The 26,375-nt window shown below is 47.3% G+C and carries 22 protein-coding genes; 12 read left to right on the forward strand and 10 right to left on the reverse strand.

Translation table 11 applies throughout. The features are described from left to right. Positions 1–21 precede the first annotated feature (21 nt). Entirely contained in the window at positions 22–1,068 is a 1,047-nt protein-coding gene (hisC, locus tag NDI35_RS06970) for a histidinol-phosphate transaminase (RefSeq protein ID WP_445312078.1), read from the forward strand. A gap of 89 nt (positions 1,069–1,157) precedes the next feature. Here hisC and NDI35_RS06975 read toward each other — a convergent pair whose 3' ends face one another. The 7 genes from NDI35_RS06975 to NDI35_RS07005 all read right to left on the reverse strand — a co-directional run bounded on the left by NDI35_RS06975 (position 1,158) and on the right by NDI35_RS07005 (position 7,344). Next, on the reverse strand, positions 1,158–1,625 hold the full coding sequence (locus tag NDI35_RS06975; protein WP_445312079.1) for a type II toxin-antitoxin system VapC family toxin: 468 nt from the start codon (positions 1,623–1,625) through the stop codon (positions 1,158–1,160). Beyond that, positions 1,619–1,936 (reverse strand): antitoxin family protein, encoded by a 318-nt coding sequence (locus NDI35_RS06980; RefSeq protein WP_445312080.1) that lies wholly within the window; start codon positions 1,934–1,936, stop codon positions 1,619–1,621. The genes NDI35_RS06975 and NDI35_RS06980 overlap by 7 nt, the downstream gene beginning before the upstream one ends. A gap of 46 nt (positions 1,937–1,982) precedes the next feature. Next, the gene (locus tag NDI35_RS06985) at positions 1,983–2,783 is read right to left on the reverse strand and encodes a class I SAM-dependent methyltransferase (RefSeq protein ID WP_445312081.1); all 801 of its coding nucleotides are present in this window, start codon (positions 2,781–2,783) and stop codon (positions 1,983–1,985) included. A gap of 142 nt (positions 2,784–2,925) precedes the next feature. Then, positions 2,926–4,566 carry a 2-isopropylmalate synthase gene (locus tag NDI35_RS06990; RefSeq protein WP_445312082.1) on the reverse strand — a complete coding sequence of 547 codons (1,641 nt, stop codon included), beginning with the start codon at positions 4,564–4,566 and terminating at the stop codon, positions 2,926–2,928. Between the two features lie 193 nt (positions 4,567–4,759). After that, positions 4,760–5,281 carry a LabA-like NYN domain-containing protein gene (locus NDI35_RS06995; RefSeq protein ID WP_006633075.1) on the reverse strand — a complete coding sequence of 174 codons (522 nt, stop codon included), beginning with the start codon at positions 5,279–5,281 and terminating at the stop codon, positions 4,760–4,762. Positions 5,282–5,618: 337 nt separating this feature from the next. Continuing rightward, on the reverse strand, positions 5,619–6,269 hold the full coding sequence (locus NDI35_RS07000) for a response regulator transcription factor (protein WP_006633074.1): 651 nt from the start codon (positions 6,267–6,269) through the stop codon (positions 5,619–5,621). Between the two features lie 649 nt (positions 6,270–6,918). Then, positions 6,919–7,344, reverse strand: coding sequence for a (2Fe-2S) ferredoxin domain-containing protein (locus tag NDI35_RS07005; RefSeq protein ID WP_190737000.1), 426 nt, complete (start codon positions 7,342–7,344; stop codon positions 6,919–6,921). A 258-nt stretch (positions 7,345–7,602) separates the two neighbouring features. Between NDI35_RS07005 and groES the strand changes: the two genes are divergently transcribed. The 6 genes from groES (at position 7,603) to NDI35_RS07035 (ending at position 12,002) form a co-directional block, all read left to right on the forward strand. Continuing rightward, positions 7,603–7,914 carry a co-chaperone GroES gene (gene groES, locus NDI35_RS07010; protein WP_006633072.1) on the forward strand — a complete coding sequence of 104 codons (312 nt, stop codon included), beginning with the start codon at positions 7,603–7,605 and terminating at the stop codon, positions 7,912–7,914. A 138-nt stretch (positions 7,915–8,052) separates the two neighbouring features. Then, positions 8,053–9,696 (forward strand): chaperonin GroEL, encoded by a 1,644-nt coding sequence (groL, locus tag NDI35_RS07015; protein WP_190663847.1) that lies wholly within the window; start codon positions 8,053–8,055, stop codon positions 9,694–9,696. Positions 9,697–9,859: 163 nt separating this feature from the next. Continuing rightward, a complete protein-coding gene (locus tag NDI35_RS07020; protein ID WP_445312083.1) occupies positions 9,860–10,399 on the forward strand; it encodes a hypothetical protein in 540 nt (179 codons plus the stop codon). Further along, on the forward strand, positions 10,359–10,868 hold the full coding sequence (locus NDI35_RS07025; RefSeq protein WP_445312084.1) for a hypothetical protein: 510 nt from the start codon (positions 10,359–10,361) through the stop codon (positions 10,866–10,868). The genes NDI35_RS07020 and NDI35_RS07025 overlap by 41 nt, the downstream gene beginning before the upstream one ends. 46 nt (positions 10,869–10,914) lie before the next feature. Continuing rightward, positions 10,915–11,577 carry a glutathione S-transferase family protein gene (locus NDI35_RS07030; RefSeq protein ID WP_445312085.1) on the forward strand — a complete coding sequence of 221 codons (663 nt, stop codon included), beginning with the start codon at positions 10,915–10,917 and terminating at the stop codon, positions 11,575–11,577. Continuing rightward, on the forward strand, positions 11,574–12,002 hold the full coding sequence (locus NDI35_RS07035; RefSeq protein WP_445312086.1) for a hypothetical protein: 429 nt from the start codon (positions 11,574–11,576) through the stop codon (positions 12,000–12,002). Before NDI35_RS07030 ends, NDI35_RS07035 begins: the two co-directional genes overlap by 4 nt. 258 nt (positions 12,003–12,260) lie before the next feature. Here NDI35_RS07035 and NDI35_RS07040 read toward each other — a convergent pair whose 3' ends face one another. After that, positions 12,261–13,214, reverse strand: coding sequence for an SH3 domain-containing protein (locus NDI35_RS07040; RefSeq protein WP_445312087.1), 954 nt, complete (start codon positions 13,212–13,214; stop codon positions 12,261–12,263). Between the two features lie 468 nt (positions 13,215–13,682). Between NDI35_RS07040 and NDI35_RS07045 the strand changes: the two genes are divergently transcribed. Together NDI35_RS07045 and NDI35_RS07050 are read left to right on the forward strand one after the other, a co-directional pair. Then, positions 13,683–13,808, forward strand: coding sequence for a hypothetical protein (locus tag NDI35_RS07045; protein WP_445312088.1), 126 nt, complete (start codon positions 13,683–13,685; stop codon positions 13,806–13,808). A 571-nt stretch (positions 13,809–14,379) separates the two neighbouring features. Next, positions 14,380–15,261, forward strand: coding sequence for a lysophospholipid acyltransferase family protein (locus tag NDI35_RS07050; protein WP_445312089.1), 882 nt, complete (start codon positions 14,380–14,382; stop codon positions 15,259–15,261). A gap of 372 nt (positions 15,262–15,633) precedes the next feature. On the opposite strand, the gene NDI35_RS07055 is transcribed toward NDI35_RS07050, so the two are convergent. Both NDI35_RS07055 and NDI35_RS07060 read right to left on the reverse strand, forming a co-directional pair. Beyond that, a complete protein-coding gene (locus NDI35_RS07055; protein WP_445312090.1) occupies positions 15,634–16,707 on the reverse strand; it encodes an NAD(P)/FAD-dependent oxidoreductase in 1,074 nt (357 codons plus the stop codon). A 341-nt stretch (positions 16,708–17,048) separates the two neighbouring features. Then, positions 17,049–17,288 carry a hypothetical protein gene (locus NDI35_RS07060; protein WP_445312091.1) on the reverse strand — a complete coding sequence of 80 codons (240 nt, stop codon included), beginning with the start codon at positions 17,286–17,288 and terminating at the stop codon, positions 17,049–17,051. Between the two features lie 399 nt (positions 17,289–17,687). Here NDI35_RS07060 and NDI35_RS07065 point away from each other — a divergent pair, with 399 nt between their 5' ends. The 3 genes from NDI35_RS07065 (at position 17,688) to NDI35_RS07075 (ending at position 26,195) form a co-directional block, all read left to right on the forward strand. Beyond that, positions 17,688–20,786, forward strand: coding sequence for an MFS transporter (locus tag NDI35_RS07065; RefSeq protein ID WP_445312092.1), 3,099 nt, complete (start codon positions 17,688–17,690; stop codon positions 20,784–20,786). Between the two features lie 366 nt (positions 20,787–21,152). Next, a complete protein-coding gene (locus tag NDI35_RS07070; RefSeq protein ID WP_445312093.1) occupies positions 21,153–21,428 on the forward strand; it encodes a hypothetical protein in 276 nt (91 codons plus the stop codon). Between the two features lie 222 nt (positions 21,429–21,650). Next, the gene (locus NDI35_RS07075) at positions 21,651–26,195 is read left to right on the forward strand and encodes a response regulator (RefSeq protein WP_445312094.1); all 4,545 of its coding nucleotides are present in this window, start codon (positions 21,651–21,653) and stop codon (positions 26,193–26,195) included. Positions 26,196–26,375: the final 180 nt, after the last annotated feature.

Here is a 26,375-nt window from a genome sequence, read left to right on the forward strand (position 1 = left end):
GAAGATAAACGCAGATAATAGATGAATTACTTTCGCAAAAGCATCCACGAAATGTCTGGCTATGTGCCGGGGGAACAGCCACCGCCAGGCACAAAAATTATTAAACTAAATTCTAATGAAAATCCCTATCCACCTTCTCCAAAAGCCTTAAAAGTGCTTCAGGAAATAGACGGAGAAATGCTGCGGCGCTATCCAGATCCAACTGGCAAAAGTTTCCGCATTGCTGCTAGTCAAGTTTTTGGAGTTGCTGACGATTGGATTGTTGTAGGGAACGGCAGCGACGATTTATTAAATTTGATAGTGCGCGCTGTGGGCGAATCTGGGAAACAGATTGTTTGTCCGGCGCCAACTTATGTATTGTACCGCACTTTGGCACAAATTCAAGATGCAGAATTTGTTGAAGTTCCTTATCCCGACGACTACAAGTTACCAGTCGATTTGTTAATAGCAGCCAGAGGGGCAGTAACCTTTGTAGCCTCGCCCAACAGTCCATCGGGAACAGCCATATCTGTTACCGATTTGGATAAACTGGCTAAAGAGTTATCGGGCATTCTTGTCATCGACGAAGCTTATGTAGATTTCGCAGAAGAAAATGCTTTGGAATTGACAAAAAAGTACAGTAATGTTATTGTTTTGAGGACGCTTTCAAAAGGTTATTCCCTGGCAGGATTGAGGCTGGGTTTTGGCATAGCAAATCCGGCGCTGCTGGCAGAATTAAATAAAATCAAAGACAGCTATAATGTGGATGCTTTAGCCTATGCAGTGGGGGCGGCTGCGATCGCAGATCAAGACCACAAAATAGCTAACGCCGAAAAGATTAAGGCTTCCAGAGCAAAACTAGCCGTTAGCTTCCAGGAATTAGGCTTTGACGTTTGGCCCTCGCAAACCAACTTTTTGTTAGTTAGGCCACCAAACGGCGATGCAGAAAGAATTTATCAAACACTGAAAGTACGGGGAATATTGATTCGATACTTCAATCAGCCTCGATTAGAAGACAAATTGCGGATTAGTGTAGGTACGGAGGAACAGAATCAAATCTTAGTTAAAACTTTGAAAGAAATTCTCTAAATAACGATCGCACTAAAATTAGTTTCTAGTGATGACTTTAGTCCGATGATTTTTATTCGGACTTGTATTCCTCACTACACACAGCTTGATTACGGATAATTATTAGGATTATCAATAGCCAACCCTGCCGACTGAGCAATATCCAGCAATCTGTTGTCCGCCGAAACAAAAACCACTTGAGTATCTGGCACGGAAACGAGACTAGATTGAACGCGCAACGCTGACGCTAATTGCACAGCATCATAAGCCCGCAGCGGGTTTTGCATCACCAGTGCGCCCGCTGTTTCTATCAAAGTGCGATCGACATCTATGACTCGGTATTCATTTTCAAAATCCTCCCTAACTTTTTGCACAATTAAATCAAAACGCTCCGCAGACAAACTTCCATCCCGAAGACGGCGTGCAAAAGCGCTGTGTACCTCCACCCAAGTAATCTGGCTAATAGCTAAATGGTTATCTGTAGCAGGATCGGTAATCGATAAAATCCAGTCACTGCCTATTTCACGCACGTATCGTTTGACTAAAGCGCTAGTATCCAGAAAATAAGCATTTACCACGGGCCGCGATCCTCGATAACGATTTCTGAGATAGGCTTACCTGGTAGCGGTTCCATTTTTTGCATCAATTCGCGCCACTGCTGCGCGCGCTTGATTAATTCTGCTCGATCGAGCTTACCCTGTTTCTTTGGCAAACGCACCAATCCTCGTACATCCATCAACTTAATCGCCTTTTCGCGATCGCCCTTGAGTTCTTCCTGCGAAACTTCCGCTACAATTGTGATTTGCACAGTTTCCCCATCATTCAATGACAAAGGACTCAGGGGACGCAAAACCCCGTTTTCGTAGATAGCAGTAATAGTTTCTGGCATAATTAGCCTCTTAATTAAATGCTTTGACTTATTGTACTTTTTTTAATTACTTCGTTGCCACCACAGCCAAATTCCAAGCCAAGCGCTTCATCAAAGGCAACTTCTTCAAAAACCCATCCAACCCTTCCAATCGAGAGTATTCCGGTTTCAATCTCTCTTGTTCAATGATAATCTTTTTCCAATAACGCTCCTCATTCGGATGCACTTTTTCTATTAAATAAAAGCGCAAAAAAATCCACAGCGATGTCAGCCAAAACGTATCGTAAGCCGTCTCCGAGAACAAAGATTGAACAAGTTTCACAATATTAATATCCAAAGGAGTTTCATCCTCCGTCCGCACCTCAGTCGCCATCCTGCGGTAAACATTAATCACCGGATTGTGCTTCATCGGGTCCCAAAAACAAGCTTTTCCCCCAGGCTTTAGCACGCGGTGCATTTCGCGAATTGCCTTTTCTGGTTCCGGCAAATGGTGCAGCAAATTAGAAGCGTAAACAATATCAAAACAGTTGTCCGGGAAATCCAGCGCCATTGCATTCACCGTGCACCCCTCTATTTTGACGCCGTTTTTCTCTGCCAATTTCAGAGCAACGTCTACCATGCCCTGGGAATAGTCGGCAGCCACACAATCTGCGCCTTTTTTAGCAAAATAAACACTATTTTCTCCCGCGCCGCAGCCTAAATCTAACAGGCGTTTACCCGTAATATCGCCCATTTGCTGGACGATAAATCTATTTTCTGGGGCGGTGCAAGCTTCAAAGTAATCATTGACTCGAATGCCGTCAATATCGATTGTGGATGCCCAAGCATCGTGGAATTGTCGTTCTTTTTTTAAGGTTTCGTCTTGCATTTTTCAAGAGTTGGTTCTTAGTAAAAAAAATAATTTTAAACCGCAGATGAACCCGGATTAACGCAGATTAATTGAGAGTTATCTGCTTCGATCTGGGTTCGTCTGCGGTTTGTTTCAAGAAAAATGGCTGACAAGAAATTTATCAGCGTTGTGCTTCTGCAACAACTTCATTTCTGATCGGAGTTGGCTGTTCGGAGGATTTTTCAGCGCTATGCTGCAATGCTTGATACAGGCGATTTAAAGCGCTGATGTATGCTTCTGCAGAGGCTACGATAATGTCGGTATTTGCCGAGTGACCGGAAAATACTTTGCCTTCGTGCCGCAAGCGAATTGTTACTTCGCCGATCGCATCTATGCCCGCTGTCACCGACTGTACAGAAAACTCAATCAATTCGTTGGGTACGTTTACCACCCGGTTAATAGCCCTGTAAATCGCATCCACAGGCCCGGTGCCGATCGCAGCATCGGTCAATTCTTCGCCCGCCGGATTCCGCACAGTGACGGTTGCTGTCGGCCGCGATTTGTCACCGCAAGAAACTTGCACCAATTCTAACCGGAACAGTTCCGGTGCTTGGTGCACTTCGTTGTTGGCGATCGCCTCTAAATCCCAATCAGTAATCTCTTTTTTCTTGTCTGCCAAATCTTTAAACTTGACAAAAGCCTTATTTAGCTCATCGTCTGCCATTTCAAAACCCAACTCTTTCAAGCGAGTGTGAAATGCGTGGCGCCCGGATAATTTGCCCAAGACGATTTGATTTTCAGTTAAGCCGATCGACTCAGCGTCCATAATCTCGTATGTCCGCTTATTTTTCAGCACCCCATCTTGGTGAATGCCCGACTCGTGAGCGAAAGCATTTGCTCCCACAATCGCCTTATTTGGCTGCACCAACATCCCCGTCAAATTGGAAACCAAGCGGGAAGTTTTGTAAATTTGGCGCGAGTCAATATTTGTCAGCGGTTCCTCAGAGTCTGCAGGCCGGCCCAAGAACGGATTATAATATTGGCGCCGCACGTAAAGCGCCATTACCAACTCTTCCAGAGCTGCATTTCCCGCCCGTTCGCCAATCCCGTTAATCGTGCATTCTAACTGTCTAGCGCCATTTTTCACAGCTTCCAAAAAGTTAGCAACAGCCAATCCTAAGTCATTGTGACCGTGAACCGAAATAATTGCGCGATCGATATTCGGCACATTTTCCTTAATTCCCCGAATCAAAGCCCCAAATTCGCTCGGAGTCGTGTAGCCGACAGTATCGGGAATATTAACAGTAGTCGCACCGGCTGCGATCGCCCGTTCTAGAACCTGATACAAAAACTCCGGTTCCGATCGACAAGCATCTTCCGGCGAAAACTCCACATCATCTACAAAAGACTTAGCGTAAGCCACCATTTCCGGCACTATTTCCAGAACCTCAGCCCGCGTCTTTTTCAGCTTATACTCCAAGTGAATATCAGACGTAGCCAGAAACGTATGAATTCGCGCATTGGCTGCTGGTTTCAGAGCCTCTGCTGCTGTTTTAATATCCTGCTTTCTCGCCCGTGCTAAACCGCAAATTGTCGGGCCATCTTCCGTGCCAACCGATCGGGCTATTTTTTGGACTGCCTCGAAATCTCCCGTGCTGGTGAAAGGGAAACCCGCTTCAATCACATCCACGCCCAATCTCGCTAACTGGCGAGCTATCGTCAGCTTTTCATCAACATTCAGAGATGCACCCGGAGATTGTTCTCCGTCCCGCAAAGTCGTATCGAAAATAATAATCCGGTCTTGACTTGGTTGAGTTTTCATAGCTCTAAAAAGTGTTTTCCTGATTTTTACTTGTCCGTTTTTCTGGATTTTAGCCTCCAGTCACCAGTCCCCTGTCTCGCGCCAATAACGAATAATTAATAACCCCTAACCCATAACTACTGACTAATGACTGCTGACTAATGACTAATGACTAATAACTAATGACTAATGACTAATAACTAATGATTACTGACTAATAATCCATCTTCTCGATATGTTCCCTAATTTCATTTAGGTCTATATACCTATCTGTAGCATTTCTTAACTCTCTAGCAATCATTCCTTCGGTTGATACCACAGTAATATGAGTATTTTTCGAGCGGAGCAGCTCGATCGCCCGCTCAAAATCCCCATCCCCGCTAAACAGCACAACTTGGTCGTATTGATCCACGGTATTAAACATATCAACCACAATTTCTATGTCTAAATTAGCCTTTTGAGAATATCTCCCCGAAGCATCGTCGTAATATTCCTTAAGAATTTTAGTGCGAACCGTGTAACCTAGACTGATCAAAGCATCTCGAAATCCCCTTTGATCTTGGGGGTCTTTCAAACCCGTATACCAGAAAGCATTGATCAAGATGACATTCGGCTGCGAAGTTTTGAAATATTCGAGCACCCTGCGAGGATCAAAAAACCAGCCGTTCTTTTGTTGAGCGTAGAACATATTGTTCCCGTCCACAAAAATAGAAAGGCGGTTCATTAAGTTTGTCATAGAAACTTAGACCTAATAATTGTAGAAAGAAGTTAATCTAAATATCACATTTTAGCAACATGGAGCTAACTGAGGCAATAGATTAAACTTCAGAAAACTCCATCTCCCCAGTATTTCATATTTTCGGCTCTACCGCCAGAGGGTTCTTTTAAGCCTGCTTGCATTTGAGCGAGGTGCCCTCAAAAAATATACGCCTAGTAACTCAATACCGGCTGCCGTGTCAAGGTTAATGGCGCCTTCAAACTACCGCGCCCACCGCCCTACCGCCAAGCAGGCATACCGAAGCGCATAGCAGTAGATTTTGCTCCCCTGATTTCATAGCGCAGACTACCTCCGCTCAAGCCTTTTTGCTTTCAAGAGCCCAGCGAGCTAACTCTGTCCGGTTGTGCAGACCTGTTTTGCCCAGCATATTGCTGACATGGCTTTCGATAGTCCGCTGGCTGACATTCATCACGTCTGCGATCTGGCGGTTTGCCATACCCTGCGCTAGCAACTGTACCACCTTTAACTCAGTGGGAGTCAATTCGACATTGCGGCGGGCCTTAATTTTTGGGCCACTCTCCATACCGGGATTTGAGTGGCGAATCAAGCGGGATGCTGCTTTGAGAGAAGATTCCACTTGGGCTACCAGTTCTTCTGGTTCAAAAGGCTTGACTATATAAACGTCAGCCCCAGTGCTCAAGCCTTTTACTCGGTCTGAACTTTGACCTTTGGCGGACAAGAAAAGAACCGGAATCCAGTTAGTGCGAGGGTCTTCTCTGATGTGTTTGACTAAAGTGTAGCCGTCCATTTCCGGCATCATCACATCGCAGATAATCAAGTCGGGAACTTCTTGTTCTAGTTTTTCCAGAGCGTCTCTGCCGTTTTCTGCTGTAATGACGTTGTAACCCCGAAACTCCAAGTAGTCCTTGACGAGCAAGATCAAGTTGGGGTCGTCGTCAACCAGCATCAGCCGTTTTTGCTCTCCTGAATTATTGTCCTTTGTCATGTTTATTCCCGCTAAAGTATCCCGCACGCTTCCTTGTTTTCACTTCTGTTTTTTCCGTCAGTCCCCCGCCACCCGGCTGGGGGTGGAGGACCACGATCGACTGAAGGGATTGCGGTGAGGGAAAGCGGGGCGGGTATTACCGCTTTCCAACCTATAATTGAGGGCTGTTCGTGAGTGTCTTACGACCTGCAACGCAGCCCAAACCTGTAATGGACGATCACCCTGTCAAGATCAGCCTTGATTGATTGGAGACTCCGTAACAGAGCCCAAGTTAAATATTTAATCTCGATCGGTTCAATTTCAGGTTAATGCCCCGGTTTTAAATGGTACTTCTGATATAGAGAAATTTAAGCAGACTCCCTACTTACGTATTTAACTGTTTCTAGTGTAGTTTGGCAACCTGCTGAGTGTCTGCCACTGAGAAATTTTTGCACAAAATTTCACAGTTCCTCCGATCGATTTTTTTTACTGTACCTTTTGAGAAACACAAGGAACACGGGAAGCCGCACAAGGAAGACAAGAACCTAACTACAGTTTTATTGAACTGTAGCAGGTGCGATCGCCCGGACGCCAAAGTGTCTCAAATTCTCACCCTTAACCTTAAATTTAACACTTTACCTATAACCCTGTACTTTAAACAGCGCTACACTTAAATGTTTGGCTCCGCCTCACGAGGCACAGGCAAAGGATGAGTCAAGAAAGCGTATTCTTGAACTACCTTTGAGTTTAGGAGATGTTCCTGAATAATTCTCTCAATGACGGGTGGAGTAACGTCGCGATACCACACTCCGTCTGGATAGACTACCATAATCGGACCAGACGCGCATACTCGCAGGCAATTGGCTTTCGTGCGAAAGACGCAGGTTGGTCGAGTGGCACTTGGCTTGTCCAACCCCAATTCTTGCAAGCGTTTTTTTAAGTAATTCCACGCCTCCAGACTGGTTTGCCGATCGCAGCACTTGGGCACGGTTTGGTCGGCACAAATAAAAATATGCCGCTCGATTTGAGCGATTCCCAGGCTTTGGACGCAAGCGCTCAAGCCTTGGCTGCAAGATTCCTCGTTATTTTCTGTCATTGTCTTCATCAATCAAAAGTAATTGGTTAGCGGTCTAAAGTCATCACCACAGCCCCCACTCCCACCTCTCCTTGGCTCCAACTCATGCTCGGTTCGGGAACCCGTACTGACAACTAAGTTGCGATCGACCCTGACTAAAGCTAAATTAGCACTCAGGAGTCGAGAGTGCTAATATGTCAGTTGTAAGTAGTCCGCTGTTGCTTTCATCGTGACCCCTGACGACTGACTCACGACAATCTGTAATCTGGAGATTTATTTATGGCAGCAGTATCACTGAGTGTTTCTACCGTTAAACCGTTAGGCGAGCGCGTGTTCGTAAAAGTAAGCGCTAGCGAAGAAAAAACCGCCGGCGGCATCCTTCTGCCCGACACAGCGAAAGAAAAGCCCCAAGTAGGCGAAGTCGCGGCCGTGGGCCCTGGCAAGCGCAATGACGACGGCAGCCGCACTGAAATGGAAGTCAAAGTCGGCGACAAAGTTCTCTACTCGAAATACGCCGGCACCGACATCAAACTCGGCACAGACGAATACGTCTTGCTTGCAGAAAAAGACATTCTGGCGATCGTTAACTAATTAATTATTAGTCATCAGTCCTTAGTCATCAGTCATTAGTTTAAAGCGAACGCCGCCAAACAACTAATGACACGGGACAAATGACTAAAATCCATAATCCCCAATCCAAAATCTCAAACCCTCTCATCCCCAAAAACTATGGCTAAGCGTATCATCTACAACGAAAATGCACGTCGCGCCCTCGAACGCGGTATGGACATTTTGGCCGAAGCAGTGGCCGTAACCCTCGGCCCCAAAGGTCGTAACGTGGTTCTCGAAAAGAAATTCGGAGCTCCTCAGATCGTCAATGACGGTGTTACCATCGCCAAAGAAATCGAACTAGAAGACCACGTAGAAAATACAGGCGTTGCCCTGATCCGTCAAGCAGCTTCCAAAACCAACGACGCAGCAGGCGACGGTACCACAACTGCTACCGTTTTGGCTCACGCAATGGTCAAAGAAGGTCTGCGTAACGTAGCAGCCGGCGCAAATGCGATCGCCCTCAAGCGCGGTGTTGACAAAGCAACCACGTTTTTGGTAGAAAAAATTGCCGAACACGCCAAACAAGTAGAAGATTCCAAAGCCATCGCTCAAGTCGGCTCCATCTCTGCTGGTAACGACGATGAAGTCGGTCAAATGATTGCCAACGCAATGGACAAGGTGGGTAAAGAAGGCGTGATTTCCCTGGAAGAAGGGAAGTCTATGACCACCGAATTGGAAATCACCGAAGGGATGCGCTTCGACAAAGGCTACATTTCTCCCTACTTCGTCACCGACACTGAGCGGATGGAAGCGATTCTAGAAGAACCCTTCATCTTGCTGACAGACAAGAAAATCGCTCTGGTACAAGATTTAGTACCTGTGCTCGAACAAGTAGCTCGTTCCGGCCGCCCGCTGTTGATCATTGCAGAAGACATTGAGAAAGAAGCTTTAGCTACCCTCGTTGTCAACAAACTGCGCGGTGTGTTGAACGTGACTGCTGTTAAAGCACCTGGTTTTGGCGATCGACGCAAAGCCATGTTAGAAGATATCGCCGTATTGACCGGCGGTCAACTAATCACCGAAGACGCCGGTTTGAAACTGGAAAATACCAAGCTCGACATGATCGGCAAAGCCCGCCGCATCACCATCACCAAAGACAGCACCACAATTGTTGCCGAAGGTAACGAAGCCGCCGTTAAGTCCCGCTGCGAACAAATTCGCCGTCAAATGGACGAAACCGAGTCTTCCTACGACAAAGAGAAACTGCAAGAACGTTTGGCCAAATTGGCTGGCGGCGTCGCAGTGATCAAAGTCGGCGCGGCTACCGAAACAGAAATGAAGGATCGCAAACTGCGTCTTGAAGATGCGATCAACGCAACCAAAGCTGCTGTCGAAGAAGGAATTGTTCCTGGTGGCGGTACAACTTTGGCTCACCTGACTCCTCAATTGGAAGAGTGGGCTAATGGCAGTCTGACTGGCGAAGAGTTGACCGGTGCATTGATTGTGGCACGGGCTCTGGCTGCTCCTCTGAAGCGGATTGCTGAAAATGCTGGTTTGAATGGTGCTGTGATTGCTGAGCGCGTCAAAGAAAAGCCGTTCAACGTCGGTTTCAACGCAGCGACAAATGAGTTTGTCGATATGTTTGAAGCTGGTATCGTTGACCCTGCGAAGGTAACTCGTTCTGCTCTGCAAAATGCCGCATCTATTGCGGGCATGGTGCTGACAACCGAGTGCATCGTCGTTGACAAGCCTGAACCGAAGGATGGCGCTGCTGCTGCTGGCGCTGGCGGCGGCATGGGCGGCGGCGACTTCGATTACTAATTACTCGATCGTTTGATGGGGCGGGCTTTAGGGCCCGCCTTTTTAATAGACAAAATTGCTGTTTCCTGATGGTGACAGCAATTTTTTTTTTTGGCTGACTAAACTGCTCTACCAGTGTAATAATACTGCTCTAACAGTATAATAATACTGCTCTACTGGTATAATGAACACAGTGATTACCAGTCAAGCAATTAAATTGCAAGAGGTCAGGCCAATGTCAGCCACCATCACAATTAGCCCTAGCGAAATTCGGCAGATATTTCAGCCCCGCACGTCCAGCGCTTCAAGATTTTGGGAATTGGCTCAAAAAGCAAACAATTTAGCTGTAATAATTGAAGACCGTTGGGAAAAAATTCCTGCTGAAACGCAAGAATTACTCAAAGTTTTTGCCTATGCTTTTATTGAACCCCCCCAAGGAATTAAAGAGAGGTTGCTTAAATTTGTGGGGCTTTTTTCTTTGGCTATCGCTTTACCTTGGATGGTACTTAAAGGTGAACTAGATAGTTTTGTAGCTTATATAAACGCCTTTAATAGACTTATTAATGCGATTTTGAGTGGAGTAGAACGGGAAGATATTGCTTATCAAAAAGCACTATCTGAAGCCCTGGAACAGACTTTTGCCGAGTTAGGAACTAGCGAGGCGATGACGGCGGAGGAGGCCTGTGAACGGATCAGAGCAATTTCATATCAAGCTCTCGAATAACTTTGATAGAACTCAGCAAAAACTAATTCGCGATCACTATCGTAAAAATCAGGCAGGATTAGTAAAATTTATCGAATTAATCCAAAAATTTACCAAATTTTTGAGTATTGACCCCCGTCCCCGTCCACCGTTGGGACATTTAGAGCCTTGGCCTCAAGGCTCTAGCCGTGATGGATTAGAATTCTGGAAGCTGGAGTTTAAAATGCCTCAGCTTCGCGGAGCCGCTGAACAAGGGCGACTTATATATTTGTTAGATATTAGAAAAAAAGAAGTTGTGTTGGTGTGGATTTACACGCACGCAGAATTCGAGAAACGACCACCAGATAAGAATCTAAAGCGTTTATTGCTCGAAATTATGGAGAATTATGAAGTTTCAGATGAAAGTAAAAATTTAGACGACAGTGGAGACGGTGAAACTGGAGAGGACAAAGTTGGAGAAAATAAATCAAATGACAGTCAAGGTACATAATCAAAATGTGGCTTTTATTACCTTTGAATAACCAGGCACACCAATTATGAAACTTTACCACACTTCCATTTCCGCCAACTCCCGCCGCGTGTGGATCGCCCTCTTAGAAAAAAACCTCGACTTTGAATTAGTAGAAATTCACTTGGACGGCGATCACTTGCAGCCAGACTTTATCGCAATGAATCCTTTTCATCGCATCCCTGTTTTAGTCGATGATGACTTCACCGTCGTCGAGTCTCTAGCAATTCTTGACTATCTAGAAGCGAAGTATCCAGAACCGGCAATGCTGCCGAAAGCTCCGCAAGATTTGGCAGTTGTGAAAATGGTAGAATTGGTCACGGTTAACGAACTTGCGCCGACACTTTACCCCCTAAGCAGTGAAAAAATGGGATGGGGAATTCCCCAAGCGCAGGAAATCGCAAAGGCTAAGGAAAAAGTCGATACTGTGCTGAAATTCTTTGAAGGCTTGTTGGACGATCGCCCTTTTTTCGCTAGCAACAGTGTCACGTTGGCCGAGTGCGTTGCCGGCACCGTCGTGCCCTTGCTATCTTGGGTTGATGTGTCCCTAGACGGCTATCCTAAAATTCAAGCTTGGTGCGATCGACTGCTTGCCCGTCCCTCATGGCAGCAAACTCAATTCACCGAGGCAGATTTGGCGGCTTTCGCATCTCGGAGACAAAAGTTTCTCGCACAATCTGAAGCCTCATGAACCAATCAATTGTCAAGCGATCGCTCTTTTTCCTAGCTGTTTTCGCCTGCATCCAAATTCCCATTGCAGCAATGGGGCAGCCCGCCGCCCGATCGAACTACGAAGCAATTAACGCTAAACAGTTCCTTGCCAGTCGCAAAATTACCGTCTCCAAGCCCAAAGATATCGCCACAAAACTCTTTATTCTCGGTGAAGAATCTGAAGGCCGAAAAAGCGACCAAATTTCGGTTGAATATCCCACGCGAGAAACAGCAGTAATTGTACATACAGTCATCGGTTTAGCTGACGATTCTGTTGCCGGAATGCGACACCGCATCGAACTCCGACTCAGGCAAAATAAGTGGGAAATTGTCTGGATTGGCCGACAATCGAAGTGTCAACCAAATCGCGGACACCAAGATTGGGCAAGCGGCCGCTGTCAGTAGAAAGGTCGATCGGCTTTTTGCTTAAATTCATTCATCCCGCGTGCGTTGCCAGGAACCAAGCTAGGACTTGACGCCATTCACGAAAAAAAGAAGCTGATAAAGATTGGCTACCGCTGCTTCCCGATAGAAATAAGTTATTGATTCGTAAGTCCCAGAAGCAGTCTGGTTCGGCGTTGTTCCCTGGCTGCGCGACCATCTTAAAACTATTTTTGGTGTCGATCGCTCTTTTAGTCAAAAAGAGCGATCGAACTCACAAGTTTACTTACACATGATCAAATTTCCAGCCGAGATGAATCCGGCCACAGGGGCTGAAATCTCAACCCAATTGCGGTCTTCTCCATTCCTATCTTTCACTAACTGGAAATTCGGCACAAGCGTTACTTGACCGTTAGCCGCTACACCACCTTTAACCGCAGCAGTCCTTGAAGGCTCAGTGCGGATAGCTAGACCCCTCGGCGCTACGCGAGGTTCTACTTGCCGACACAGACTTACTGGGCCCGTTGCTGGTGCTGGTGCTGGTGCTGGCGCTGGTGCGGGTGCAGGCGCTGGTGCGGGTGCAGGCGCTGGTGCGGGTGCTGGTGCTGGCGCGGGTGCGGGTGCTGGTGCTGGCGCTGGTGCTGGCGCTGGTGCTGGCGCTGGTGCGGGTGCTGGTGCTGGCGCGGGTGCTGGCGCGGGTGCGGGCGCTGGTGCTGGTGCGGGCGCTGGTGTTGCTGCTGGTGCTGGTGCTGGTGCTGGCGCTGGTGCTGGTGCAGGCGCGGGTGCTGGTGCCGGTGCGGGACTTGGGGAAGGAGTTTGACTAATGGTGCACGAACCTAAATTACTTTCGTCGTTGGGATATCCGCTAGCCACATACCCTGTGACGGGAGCGGTAATTTGAATCCAAAGGCGACCGTCGGAGGCTTTAACAGAACTAGCCCCTTGGGACAGCATTACCTGAGTATTAAGTGGTACCCCGCCAACTCTAGGGGATTTGGGGTCTGGGTTCTGGCGAACGGTCAAACCTTCTTTGGGAGTGACTTTACGGCAAAGGTTGCCAGCCTGGGCTATTTGAAACGTGGCGCTATCTTCAAAGGAAATATTTTCAGCATCTGGACTGACAGGGGATGTTGATGGGGCGGCAACACCGATGGCATTCGCCTGCAAACTTCCGGCTACGATCGCGATCGCGCCCAGCAATGCAGCGGGTTTATTCCAGCAATTCAAGTTTTTCATCCGTTCAACTCCTCACTTAACCACAATCATTATCTTAATTGCACGTCAATATAGCAAAAAAATCTATTTGTCTTCCACAAAAAAGCTTTATATAACTTTTTTATGACCGCAAGTCAAGTTGTATTTATATTATTTAATGTTTGGTGAGTTGAGCGAAGACAAATAAAGCTGCTACGCCGATAAATGACTCATTATGGCAGAGCGGGGGAGAGAGAAGGCGAGAGTGTCCGAGTCGGCGAATGGGAGAGCGGGAAAGCCAACAGTTAACAGTCAACAGTCAACAGTCAACAGTTAACTGTTTGCTAGGAATCCAAGTCCTGTGTTGTCCGTCAATATCTTGTCAGGTGTTCGTTAAACCATTTTAGCTCTCAGTTGTTGCAGTTGAGTAATATGGGTGGGGCTACATTTCAGGTGAATTCTTGGCAGATTCGAGACCCAGATGGTGCTTGAGATGCTGCCAGATTCTGAGTGACAGGCGATTGGCGCGATCGACCCCATCGTCGTACTGGGGTGTCGGAAGCCGGATACAGTTCTTCGATCTCCACTGTCGATCGTACCTTACTTAAACAAGACTTACGCACTCAAGGGCGTTAAATCAAGGGTTTGAGATTGCTTCACTACATCTTCGGAGAGAAAATCATAGTACGTGCGTCAGTCCTCTTAAAATTGTGGCAAACAGCACCAATCGCTAACCTTGACCCGATGGCGGGCGTCAATTTGATAAAATCTTCCAAAACGGAAACTTATCGGCTTGAGACACAGTTGTGTTTTTGTGGCTAAAGCCACCCCGCCATCAGCGACAGTTGCTGTAGCTGTTTGCAAACGCTTTTGTTCCTGTGGAGACAACCAGCACAAAACCTCCGAACAAAACCAGCCCGATCAAATCAGAAACCCAATATTTGCGCCAATTCTGATTTAATTATATTGCTATAGCAACAGCGCTCGATGTTTATGAGGTTTTCAATTGCTCAAACTAATGCGGTAGATTCCTTCGGAATGGGAGCCTATTAATGATAGGAAACATCTTTTTTGGGAATGGCGATCGGGATTAGCGCACGCACAAGGAGAGGAAAATCCCAACTAATCTCTTCCCTTCTTCCTTCTTTCCCAAATAACTAAAGCCTTCTCTCTTCGAGAGTTAAAGCTTTCTTCCTTCTGCTATATAATGACCCAAGCGTTAAATATTTTTGCAGTGACAAAAACTACTAACAAAAAAGACGGCAAATCCTCTAAGTATCCCTTTGACGGTCTATCTTTAGACGATCGCAATCCAGACTTCATTAAGCTTCTGTTGCCAATCTGGGAATGGCTGTACCGCTACTATTTTCGCGTACAAAGCGACGGTTGGCACAACGTACCCGCGAGCGGAAAAATGCTTGTTGTCGGTTCTCACAACGGGGGACTCGCCGCTCCCGATATGTTTATGTTCCTATACGAATGGTTCCGCAGGTACGGCACGGAACGCTTGGCCTACGGATTGATGCACCCCACGGTATGGAAGGTTTCCCCAGAGATTGCTAGTATGGGGGTTGAGTGTGGTGCCCTCCAGGCACATCCAAAAATGGCGATCGCAGCTTTGCGGAAAAATGCCGCAGTTCTTGTCTATCCGGGCGGCGCCCAAGATGTTTTTCGACCCCACCACTTGCGCGATCAAATATACTTTGCGGGACGCAAGGGATTTATCAAATTAGCATTGCGAGAAGAAGTGCCAATTATACCAATTATATCGCACGGTGCCCACGATACTTTGATAGTTTTGGCAGATTTGTACGAAGAAGCAAAGCAATTGCATGAATTGGGGATGCCGTGGCTATTTGGCATCGATCCAGTGGTATTGCCGGTGTATTTGGGATTGCCTTGGGGATTGAGTATTGGGCCTTTGCCCAACCTACCTTTACCCGTGCAAATTCGGACTCGCGTGTGCGAACCGATTGTATTTGAGAGGTATGGTTCGGAGGCTGCGCGCGATCGCGATTATGTTGATGCTTGTTTCGAGCGAGTTACCACCCAAATGCAACAACAATTAGATTGTTTGGCTGGCAAGTGACAATTGCACAAGTCTAGATTATTCTAGGTGGCAGAAACCGATTTTTTTACGACAATATAGCGTGAAGCGCGAGGGATATGGGGAAACAACCCGGTTTCTTGAGTCCTGTGGGTAAGTCGTGACTACAAACATTTTTTGAAATCAATCCATTAGATTTATTTCAAAAACCGACAATTGCGGTACTAAATCGGATTTTACCCATCTTAATTACGTGAAATACGCGGCAACCGCAGTCGCAAAAGTCACGCTTTTTATCATCCCGGTTCCAGGGAACATCATATCAGGTTAAATCAACGCAGATGAATAGGATTTCATCTGCGTTTATCTTCCTTCCTCGGCGGTGAAAAAATAGAATGGGCAAAACTAACCTGATTATGTATAAACTCTTGATATTAATTCTGCCTTCTGCCGAACGGTGACTAATTGCCCGATCGCCTTCAGCGCAATACTGGGATGAAAAAGTACAGCCGGCGACTCAATCATGTGCAGAACTTCCAAAAATGCTTGACAAACTTTAGCATCTCCGACCAGCACTTTTAACACCAGATCCATGTAATCAATTGTCAGCCGCGTAGCGAGGTTTAGTTTTGCACCTTCACTTCCCCGATAGCGGGAATCCTGACTGATGGCAAACGTCCAAGGAATAGTGTGTAATTTTGCTAGTTTTTCTTGAAATTGTCGCCCAAAGCCTGTTAAATCGCCTTCTGGATACCGCTCTCTTTGCTTTTGCAAACATCCATCTAGCATCTGAGCATCGAGTGCAGCAACCGTCATTCCCTGGCCATAAACCGGGTTGAAAGCGCAAACTGCATGACCGATAATTATTAAGTTTTCAGGGTAACGACGGAGGCGATCGTAGTGGCGTAAACGGTTTTCTGTACCTCGATAGCTATAAATAGGTGTTATTGCTTCTGCATCTTTAATCGCATGATAAATTGTCGGGGTTGGCAGACTGCGGGCAAATTCTAGAAAACCTGCTTCGTCTGTGGGGGGATAATCGCGATCGCCCCCAGCGACACTCACCAGCCAGCGATTACCTTCGATCGGGAAAATTGCACCGCCACGGGTGCGAAATGGCGGTGCGGTTGACACAAATACTGGCACAGTGTCTGACAATTTACCGCTGCATTTATAGATGCGGCTGGCATAGCCGACAAAAGCATTGATAACGGTTTCTTGTGGAGGTTCATAGCCCAAACTTTTCAACCATTGAGGTGTTTTGGAAACTTTGCCACCAGCATCGACTACTAAATCTGCATACAAATTCTCTGCATGGATGTTACCAGGGTTGTGGCGATCGCGAAAACGCACCGATATGCCAGCAATCTTCGCGCGCGAGGCATTCGCCAGAAACCCCGTTACTTTACATCCTTCGAGGAAATGCACGTTAGTATTTTCAGCCAAGCGGTGGCGAATTTGCCAATCAAGTAAATCCCGACTGAACATAATCAAATCATTTAGATCCGGGCTAAATTGCGGGGCCCAACCCGCCGGACTAAACCACCCGATCGACCTCGGATCTAAACTAGGAGCACCAGCAGCTATCCTGACGGGGTGACAATGCGGCTGAAACCTTTATGGGTAGAGCGTTAAGGCTCCTGAACCTCCAAAAAGATATCAGCGATTATTCCTGGGCTTATTGACAATTATGATATTAGCGATCGCCGCCCCTCCTTATTCTCCGTTATCTACCCCCGAAAAAGTCGCGATCGCACGCATATATCTTTTTGGAAACCGATCAACTCAAACCCTTGCCTAATATGTCTTTCAACTTGCTTGTCACCCCGTCAGGCAGCTATCAGTTCGTTTTCCCAGCCGGGAAACAACTGTTCTAGGATGATTTTCCCGCGATTTAAAAGGATGTGAAGGTGACAGGATTGAGGAATACCGGGGCGAGGCGCGGGTTTTTCAGGAAAAAAATCTCGTTCAACAATACTAACTCGGTCGAAGTGTTTTGCTAATACTCTAGAGGCCAACAGTCCTGCTAAACTGCTGCCAATAATAATTGCATGACTTTCTCGCTGCACGATCGAATTCCTTGAAAGCTAATTTGCTATGGCATTGGTTGATGAATAGGGAACAATTTGTCTGGGCTTCTGTGCCGACTCTTAATATCGCTCTACCAAAGATTTTCCTGTGCGATAGTTTTAACCCGACTTACCATTACTACCATCTATCTCGGAGGCGCCGCAGCGCACCTTACTCATAACTGAGAACTAACAACTTCACAACTGCCAATTTACATAGCACAAATATTCCTAAAGTGACAGCCCGCCGCAGACATATTTCTACACTTCCAACTGTAGGGGGATGCTTTAGCTCGTCAATAAGGCGATGCTTGCCATTGGGGGCATGAGTCTAAAACTATACATTGGTTAACTTGCGCCAATGAGCGCGCGCACCCACTGCTTAACGAGGAATATACTATGTATCAAAATTTGCCAATAAATCCACAACTGTATAACATCGGGTTCTGGCTGGCTCAAGTGCCAGTACAGCAGACTACTACAAACACAGCAGAAGACGCAGCACTCCTCTATTCCGGGCCGCAATTTTTTATCGCCTTAATAGCTGGAGTCGTACTAGCCTGCGCTTTCCAACTCTTGCTAACAAATTTATCAGTAGCTGCGGGTCTTTCGTACATGGGACAATCCCACGACGACGGCCACCACTCGGATAGCGACAGCCCCCCAGTCCGCCACATCGGCCGAAAGGTAGGTACTTGGACGTTAATCACCGTCACCGTTGCCCTATTCTTTGCTTGCTTGCTAGCAGTTAAGCTTAGCTTGATTAGCAGTCCCGGTTTAGGTGCGATCGTCGGTTTAGTAGTTTGGGCAGCCTATTTCTCAATGCTGGTTTGGGTGAGTTCCACCACCGTCGGTTCCTTGATTGGTTCCGTCGTCAACACCGCCACATCAGGCTTTCAAGCCATTGTCGGCACCGCAGCCTCGGCCATCGGCGCAAAAGCAGCCAGCAACCAAGTAGTCGCCACCGCCAAAGCAGCAGCAGCAGCAGTGGGCCATGAACTCGGTAGCGCGATCGACCCCACAAGCTTGCGCGAAAACGTCGAAGACTACATCCAAAGTCTTAAGCCGCCAGAATTAGACATCAAAGGGATGCGTAGCGAGTTTGAAAAATTGCTCAACGATCCGCAACTAAAAACCATTGCATCCGAAAATTTGCCGAATCTCGATCGGCAAACTCTCGTAGATTTAGTAAGTTCGCGATCGGACTTATCAAAACGCGACGTAAACCGGATTGTAGACCAACTTCAAGATGCTTGGAAACAAGTAGGAAAACAAGGGCAGCCATCAGACGGCATCGCCCAATTAGTAGACTATCTCAAATCTGCCAAATCGGGAGATTTGGTCTCAGATAAATTGGCAAGTAGGGTAGAAAAAGCCCTCAGCAATCTGGGCGGTCAAAATTCTGAACAAAGCCCGAACATGATGTCCCAAGCAACGACAATGGCAGTCAATGCTTTAATGGGAATAGTATTGGGTCGCACGGATATTTCTGACTTGGATGTGGAAAAAGTAGTCGGTCAGCTCAAAGAAGCTAAAGACAAAGTTACCCAGCAAACTGATAAAATTTCCGCTCAAGTCAAAGGCGAACCCGTAACTTACAGCCCAATTCGTGCGGACGTAGAAAACTACCTACTCAACACTTATTCGTGGCAGATGAACCCCCAAGCCATCGAGCGCGAATTTCGGGACGTTCTCTACGATCCTACAGCCGATCCGGGAACTGTGCGCCGCGAATTAGAAAAACTAAAACAGTCTAATTTTGCCGAAATCCTGGCTAGTAGAGGCGTTTTTACCCAAGACAAAATTAAACAAATTTCCCAGGAATTAGAAGCAATTAGACAGCGCGTTTTACAAACCGTGATCTTTGCCGAGGAGCAAGAAAAATCTCGCGATTTGCAGTGGCGGGTGGAAACTTATTTGAAGCTGACGCCGAAAGAAGAACTGACAGCAGCAGGGATCGGGAGCGAGTTCAAAAAAATCTTAGAGGATTCCGACGCTAGTTACGAACAGTTGCGCGAGCGGCTTTCTCCTTACACCCGCGACAGTTTTGTGCAAATTCTCCGAGGTCGCGAAAACTTCGGATTCCAGGAAGTAGAACAGATTGTTCAAGAGTTGGAAAGGACGCGAGATGTAGTTTTAGCAGATGCGAAAGGTCTGCAAGAAGCAGCGCAAGTCCGACTAGATAACCAGTGGCAAAGAGTGCAAGAATACTTGAAGTCTACGGGCAAAGAAGAACTTAATCCCGAAGGCATCAAGCGCGATTTGAAAACGCTGCTGGATAACCCAGAAGCGGGAATGTGGGCGCTGAGAGCTAGAGCTTCTAGGTTCGATCGCCAAACTTTGGTAAAATTGCTATCTCAGCGGAAAGACCTCAGCGAAGACCAAGTAAATCAGCTTATCGACAGCGCCGAAGAAAATTGGCACGGCGCGGTGCATACGCCGCAAAAGTTAGCCGAAAAAGCTAAGGATCAGTACGACCAAACCACCACCGCCCTTGCAGATTACCTCCGCAATACAGGCAAATCAGAACTCAATCCAGAAGGGATTAAGCGGGATTTGACAAAACTGCTGGAAAATCCCAAAGAAGGAGCTTTAGCACTGCGCGGCCGTCTGTCTCAAGTCGATCGCGATACTTTGGTAAAACTGCTTTCTCAGAGACAAGATTTGAGCGAGGAACAAGTCAATCAAATTATCGACCAAGTACAGGAAACTCTCGGCTCGATTGTGAAAGCGCCGCGCCGTTTGGCAAAACGGGTGCAAAGCCAAGTGCACGATTTTCAGAGTGTTTTAGAAGATTATTTGCGTAATACGGGCAAGGATGAATTAAATCCAGAAGCCATCAAGCGTGACTTGCAACTGCTGCTGCATGACCCGAAAGTCGGCGCTTACAGTTTGGGCGAGCGCTTGTCGCACATCGATCGAGCTACTGTGGTTTCTCTGCTGTCTCAGCGGCCGGATATTTCTGAAGCAGAAGCCAATCGCATTGTCGATGGAATTTTGTCGGTGCGCGATGAGTTCGCAATGCAAATTCAGAAAATACAGGAGGGTATTCAGTCGGTAATTGACGGGATTCTCGGAAAAATTCGAGATTACCTCAATTCGCTCGATCGCCCTGAACTAAATTACGAAGGCATTACGCGGGACGTGCGGAAGTTATTTGACGATCCGCAAGCCGGATTTGATGCTTTGCGCGATCGGCTGGGTCATTTCAATCGCGATACTTTAGTAGCACTAATGAGTTCTCGCGATGACATTTCCGAAGCAGATGCCAACCGCTTAATCGACCAAATTGAAAGAAGCCGCAACAGCGTCTTGCAAAGAGCAGAACGCTTGCAGCAAGAGGCGCAGCTTCGCCTCGAAAGCATCAAACTGCAAGCCGAAAAACAAGCCGAAGAAACCCGGAAAGCTGCAGAAGTTGCCTCTTGGTGGCTGTTTTTCACGGCTCTTACCTCGGCGGCAGCGGCAGCAGGCGCTGGTGCTTTAGCCGTCATCCGATAAAAAAGACTCAAGTTGCGATCGGATTGCAGATAGTGCCTGATATGAGTTTCTACTGATATCAGGCACTTATGTTAGTAAAGGATTTGATCGGGAGTGGGAACGGGTGTATTTAACTTTTTGGTACTGTTTAAGATTATTGGTAAGCCCGCTCCTATCGGTTTTTTGAAAATGGTAAAAGCTGTGAATTTATACATCTTAATTACCAGTTTTGATTCATTCAAAATAGATAAGTGAAAATCTTAATTTGGGGATTTCCTAATTTTCTATTTTATTTGCAGATGTAAACCAAAAGTCGGCGGATATTAATTACCCCTGCTAGAGCAATTTTTTTTCAGTTATGAACGTGGTTCAGGCTTCGACGCTGGATTGGCTTTTCGCTTCATTCCACAACTCCTGCAAGGATTGCTAGAGAACGACAAAAATCAAAAAAGCTGCTGGAATGAGAACCTTTTTGCGCGCAAAACTCGACGCGCCAGTCCGCTGTCGGCTCAATATTTTTTAGGTACAATAATAGTTAGGGTTCTCAACCCAGCACGCCTGTTCTCCCAACCACCCGCCGCCTTGGCTGCATCAGTATCAAACGCGAACTGTTTTGAGTTCGATCGGCGGTTTATTTTGAAGATGCCGATCGTCACGTTATAACTTGTAGGTCATAGGTTGTGCATAATATGGAACTAAAGCTGTGAAAATACTACACTGACTGTGGGGGGCAACATACCGGATACCTTGGAACTACCAAGGGCTTTGCCAAGTCAGCCCAGAAAAGTCCAAACACGCAGGCTTTGCGATCGCCAATGCTAAACAATCTACGTCTCAAACCTCTCCTGGCTAGTTGCCTAGTAGCACCGTGAGGAGGGCGACGCCATGCAACTCCGAAAAAAAACACTATTAATCATCGGTGCAGCGCTGATCAGCCTGATTGTGGTTCTCTATGCCACTGCATCAACTATTTTGCTGCATGATTTTCACAACCTGGAGGCACAGTACGTCCGCCAGGATGTCGCACGGGCTTTGGACGCATTAGATGATGACTTGTCGAATTTAGACACCAGCGCCCAAGATTACGCCGAGTGGGACGATACTTACTCTTTCGTCGAAACACGGAACGAAAATTTTGTCAAGTCAAATTTCGTCGATTCGACATTTATTTACTTGAGACTAAACTTATTGGTGCTGCTTGACTCCAACGGTAAGACGATCTTCAGCAAAGGTTTCGACCTGAAATCCCAAACCGAAATCCCGATTCCCGAAAGCTTAAAACAGCACTTGACCGAGGCGCTACTAGACTCATCGACAGTCGAGGGCGATCGCCGGGCCGCCAAAACAGGCGTCCTCACCCTGCCAGAAGCCAGACTGCTGATTGCCGCCAAGCCCATCTTCAACAGCAACGCCCAAGGCCCGTCGCGGGGGACGCTGATCTTGGGACGCTACCTCGACAGCAGCGAAATCGGTTTGCTTTCAGAACTGACTCACCTGTCAGTGGATTTTAGATTGCCGACTTTAGATTTTAAAGTGGGAGCCGCGAACTACTCCGGACACAGCGCCAAGGCGCTGGCTCGATCGAGGCAGGAGTTGGAAAATGTCAAACTCAAAATTTCCAACCTCAAATCAGTAGAAATTTTAGTCGAGCCACTCAGCGACAGCTTAGTCGCAGGATACGCCCTGATTCGCGACATCCACGGCAACCTAGCACTGCTGCTGCGAGTAGAGACAGATCGCATCATCTACGGCCAAGGTCAGGCTACCTTGGAGCTGTTTACCTTATCAATACTGGCAGTAGGTTTAATATTTAGCGCCATCACCCTGCTGTTGCTAGAAAAATTAGTCTTGGCAAGATTGGCTTCCTTGAGCACTAGCGTCAGCAACATCGCAGCCAACGGCGACCCAAGCTTAAGAGTTCATATGGCGGGAGCAGATGAGCTCGCAAGCTTGGCCGACGCCATCAACCGAATGCTAGAAGCATTGGGCAATTCTCAAGTCGAACGTAATGAAAGCGAAGACCGCTATCGGTTGATGGCCGAAAACTCAACCGACATGATCACCAGACACGACCCCAAGGGCGTGTTTATTTACGTCTCGCCCGCCAGCCGGGCTTTGCTGGGATACGAACCTTCGGAACTCATCGGCCGCGTCCCCAACGATTATTTTCACCCCGACGATTTAGAAACCATTGCCAAAGCTCACTGGAAAGTCCTGGCCCTCCCAGTTACTTACACCGTCAGCTACCGCATCCGCCGCAAAGACGGCAAATACATTTGGTTTGAAACAACCGGCCGCACGATCAGTGATCCCCAAACCGGCGAAGTCCAAGAAATTATCGGCATTTCCCGCGACATCAGCGTGCGGAAGCAAACAGAACAAGAACTGCGAGAAAGCGAAGCTGCAATCAAAGCTTTGTACCAAGTGACTTCGGCTCCCCGTACAGACCCGCTCAACCACCTCTCTACCTTTGATTTGCGCCTCCAAGAACTGCTGGCAATGGGATGTCGGCATTTAGGCCTGTCCGTGGGAATTTTGTCCCGCATTCAAGGCGACAACTATCAAATAATCGCTGTTGAGTGTCCCGACGGGTCGATCGTCAAAGACCAAATTTATGATCTGGAAAAAACTTTCTGCGTAGCTACGGCAATGGCAAAAGAACCGATTTACTTTGAGTCGGTGCGGTTTTCGGGTTTTTCCTTCAACACGGACGATCGAGCCTTCCCCATCGAAGCTTACATGGGCATTCCCGTCACGGTGGCAGGTGAAGTTTACGGCACTCTGTGCTTCTTTTCTCCGACTCCTGTGACAGAACCGTTCCGAGCTGTAGACAGAGAGTTGATGAAACTGATGGCTCAGTGGGTGGGAAGCGAACTCGAACGCCAGCAAACCGACGTAGATTTGGCAAAAGCTCGCGATCAAGCACTGGCGGCTACTAGAGCCAAAAGCGAATTTTTAGCCACCATGAGCCACGAAATTCGCACTCCGATGAATGGAGTCATCGGCATGACTGGTTTGCTGCTGGATACCCCCTTAACTCGCGAACAGCGCGATTTTGTAGAAACTATCCGCAGCAGCGGCGATGCTTTGCTGACGCTGATTAACGATATTCTAGATTTCTCGAAAATTGAGTCGGGCAAATTGGACTTGGAGGAACATCCGTTTGACATCCGCACTTGCATTGAGGAATCTCTAGACTTGGTAGCTGCTAAGGCGGCAGAAAAAAAACTGGAAGTGGGTTACTTGATCGATCGTACAGTACCCGCAACGGCGATCGGCGATAGCACCCGTTTGAGGCAAATTTTAATCAACTTGCTCAGTAATGCTGTTAAATTTACCGACGCTGGAGAAGTGGTGGTTTCGGTGACTGCCAAAAAGATTTCAGTGCCGGCGGCTAACGCTAAAGAACCGCCATTAATTGCTGGCGAACCGGTAGCAATTAACCCAGCATACGAAATACATTTTGCGGTCAGAGATACCGGTATCGGCATTCCGAGCGATCGCATGGATCGGCTATTTAAATCTTTCAGCCAGGTTGATTCTTCAACGAGCCGGCAGTACGGCGGTACCGGATTGGGTTTGGCAATTAGCAAGCGTTTGGCCGAAATGATGGGAGGCCGGATGTGGGTGGAAAGTATGGGTAGTGTCGCGGGCAATCCTCCTGCCGATTTTAGATCATCGGCAGTTTTTGATTTGGGATGGGCAGAATCTTGCGAAATTGCCGAAAAATATGGCTATGGCAAATCTGTACTCAGCAACAAGCCGATCGGCCAAAATACGAAATCCGTTGGCTCTACTTTTTATTTTAGTACGATCGTTTCTGGCTGCAAGAATTCCTTACCAGTTAACTTGAGCAATTCTCAACCTGAATTAAGTGGTAAGCGAGTCTTAATTGTTGATGACAATGCTACCAACCGCAGAATTTTGACTCTCCAAGCTCAGTCTTGGGGAATGGTAGCTAGGGCTTCAGATTCGGCTCGTTTGGCTTTAGATTGGCTGGCTGCTAAAGAGATGTTTGACTTGGCAGTTTTGGATATGCAAATGCCGGAAATGGACGGGTTAGCTTTAGCGGCGCAAATTCGCCGGTATCCTGATTGCGAAAAGTTGCCGTTAGTGATGCTAACTTCGATCGGCAGGCAAGAAATTCACCCCCCTGCTATGGAGATGGATTTTGCTGCTTTTTTGAATAAACCCATCAAACAATCTCAGCTTTACAATGTTTTAATCAATATTTTTGGAGAACAGACAACGGAATTTAAAGGGCAGCGCACTAGCGGGTCTTTCTTGCAAACCATACCCATGCTGGCCGAGGACTTACCCCTGCGGATTCTGTTGGCTGACGATCATTTGGTGAATCAGAAGGTGGCTTTGCAAATTTTACAGCGGATGGGGTATCGCGCGGATGTGGCGGGAAACGGTATCGAAGTGCTCGAAGCTTTGCGCCGCCAGCCTTATGATGTGGTGCTGATGGATGTACAAATGCCGGAAATGGACGGACTGGAAACTACCCGCCGCATCCGGGAGCAATTTTCAGCAGATTTAACTTTAGAAAATCACACGGGAGCATCAGAAGTTTCCGCAACTGATGAGCAATCTAATAATCGAAAATCGAAAATCGAAAATCGAAAATCGACAGAGGAGGAATCTAACAATCGAAAATCGAAAATCGAAAATCGAAAATTGACAGACGAGGAATCTAACAATCGAAAATCGAAAATCGAAAATCGAAAATCGACAAGGCCTTGGATTGTGGCGATGACGGCAAATGCGATGCAGGGCGATCGCGAAGAGTGTATGGCTGCGGGGATGGACGACTATTTGAGCAAGCCGATCGCAATTGAGCAGTTGGTGCGAGCTTTGAGCGCGTGTAAATCTCCATCCAACTCCGCATTCGATGGTCTGCAGCCGATCGTTTGTTTGGATGCCCCGGCGGAACATATCGAAGGAACGAGTGAATTACAAGTGCGATCGAATGTGGCTGTTGCGGGAAATCCACAACTGACAATTTCCAATTCGCACGCAGTCGTCGATGGTGGTGCATCAAATCTCGATCGGGCTTTGGCACAGAGCCACGATTCCCTAAGTGCCAATATTATAGAGGGACTGCGAGAAGTGGAAGCTTTGGACGAGGCGATCGAGATTTACCTCGAAACAGCTCCCGAACTGCTGCGAGGCATCTCTATGGCTCTGTCCAACGCGGATCCGCTGGCTTTGCGGCGATCGGCTCACTCTTTGAAGTCGATTAGCGGTACTCTCGGTGCTTTTCGCTTGTTTGAGCTGTGCGAGGAACTCGAAATCATGGGCCGCATCGGCACAAATGCTAACCAGCCTTTACCCGATCCGGCCTGCGCGCTTTTAGAAGAGGTTGAGGCAGAGTATCAAAGAGTTGAAACGGCATTAAAGATAGAAATGCAGTCTGTTGATTGTTAGCTGTTAGATCGTGTCCGATTTATTTCTGATAAGCTGTTACGCATCTAAATTGTATTTTTGGGCGGGCGGGACGCCCACCCCACAAGAATTTGCTCGAATTTGATTGTCAAATTTAGATGCGCCTCAGCTTAGTGTTTCTGGTTGCATCAGTATTGTTCAAATATCCAAACAGTCAGTTTG

Source organism: Microcoleus vaginatus FACHB-2002 (assembly GCF_040004035.1).
Taxonomy (GTDB): Bacteria; Cyanobacteriota; Cyanobacteriia; order Cyanobacteriales; family Microcoleaceae; genus Microcoleus; species Microcoleus vaginatus_C.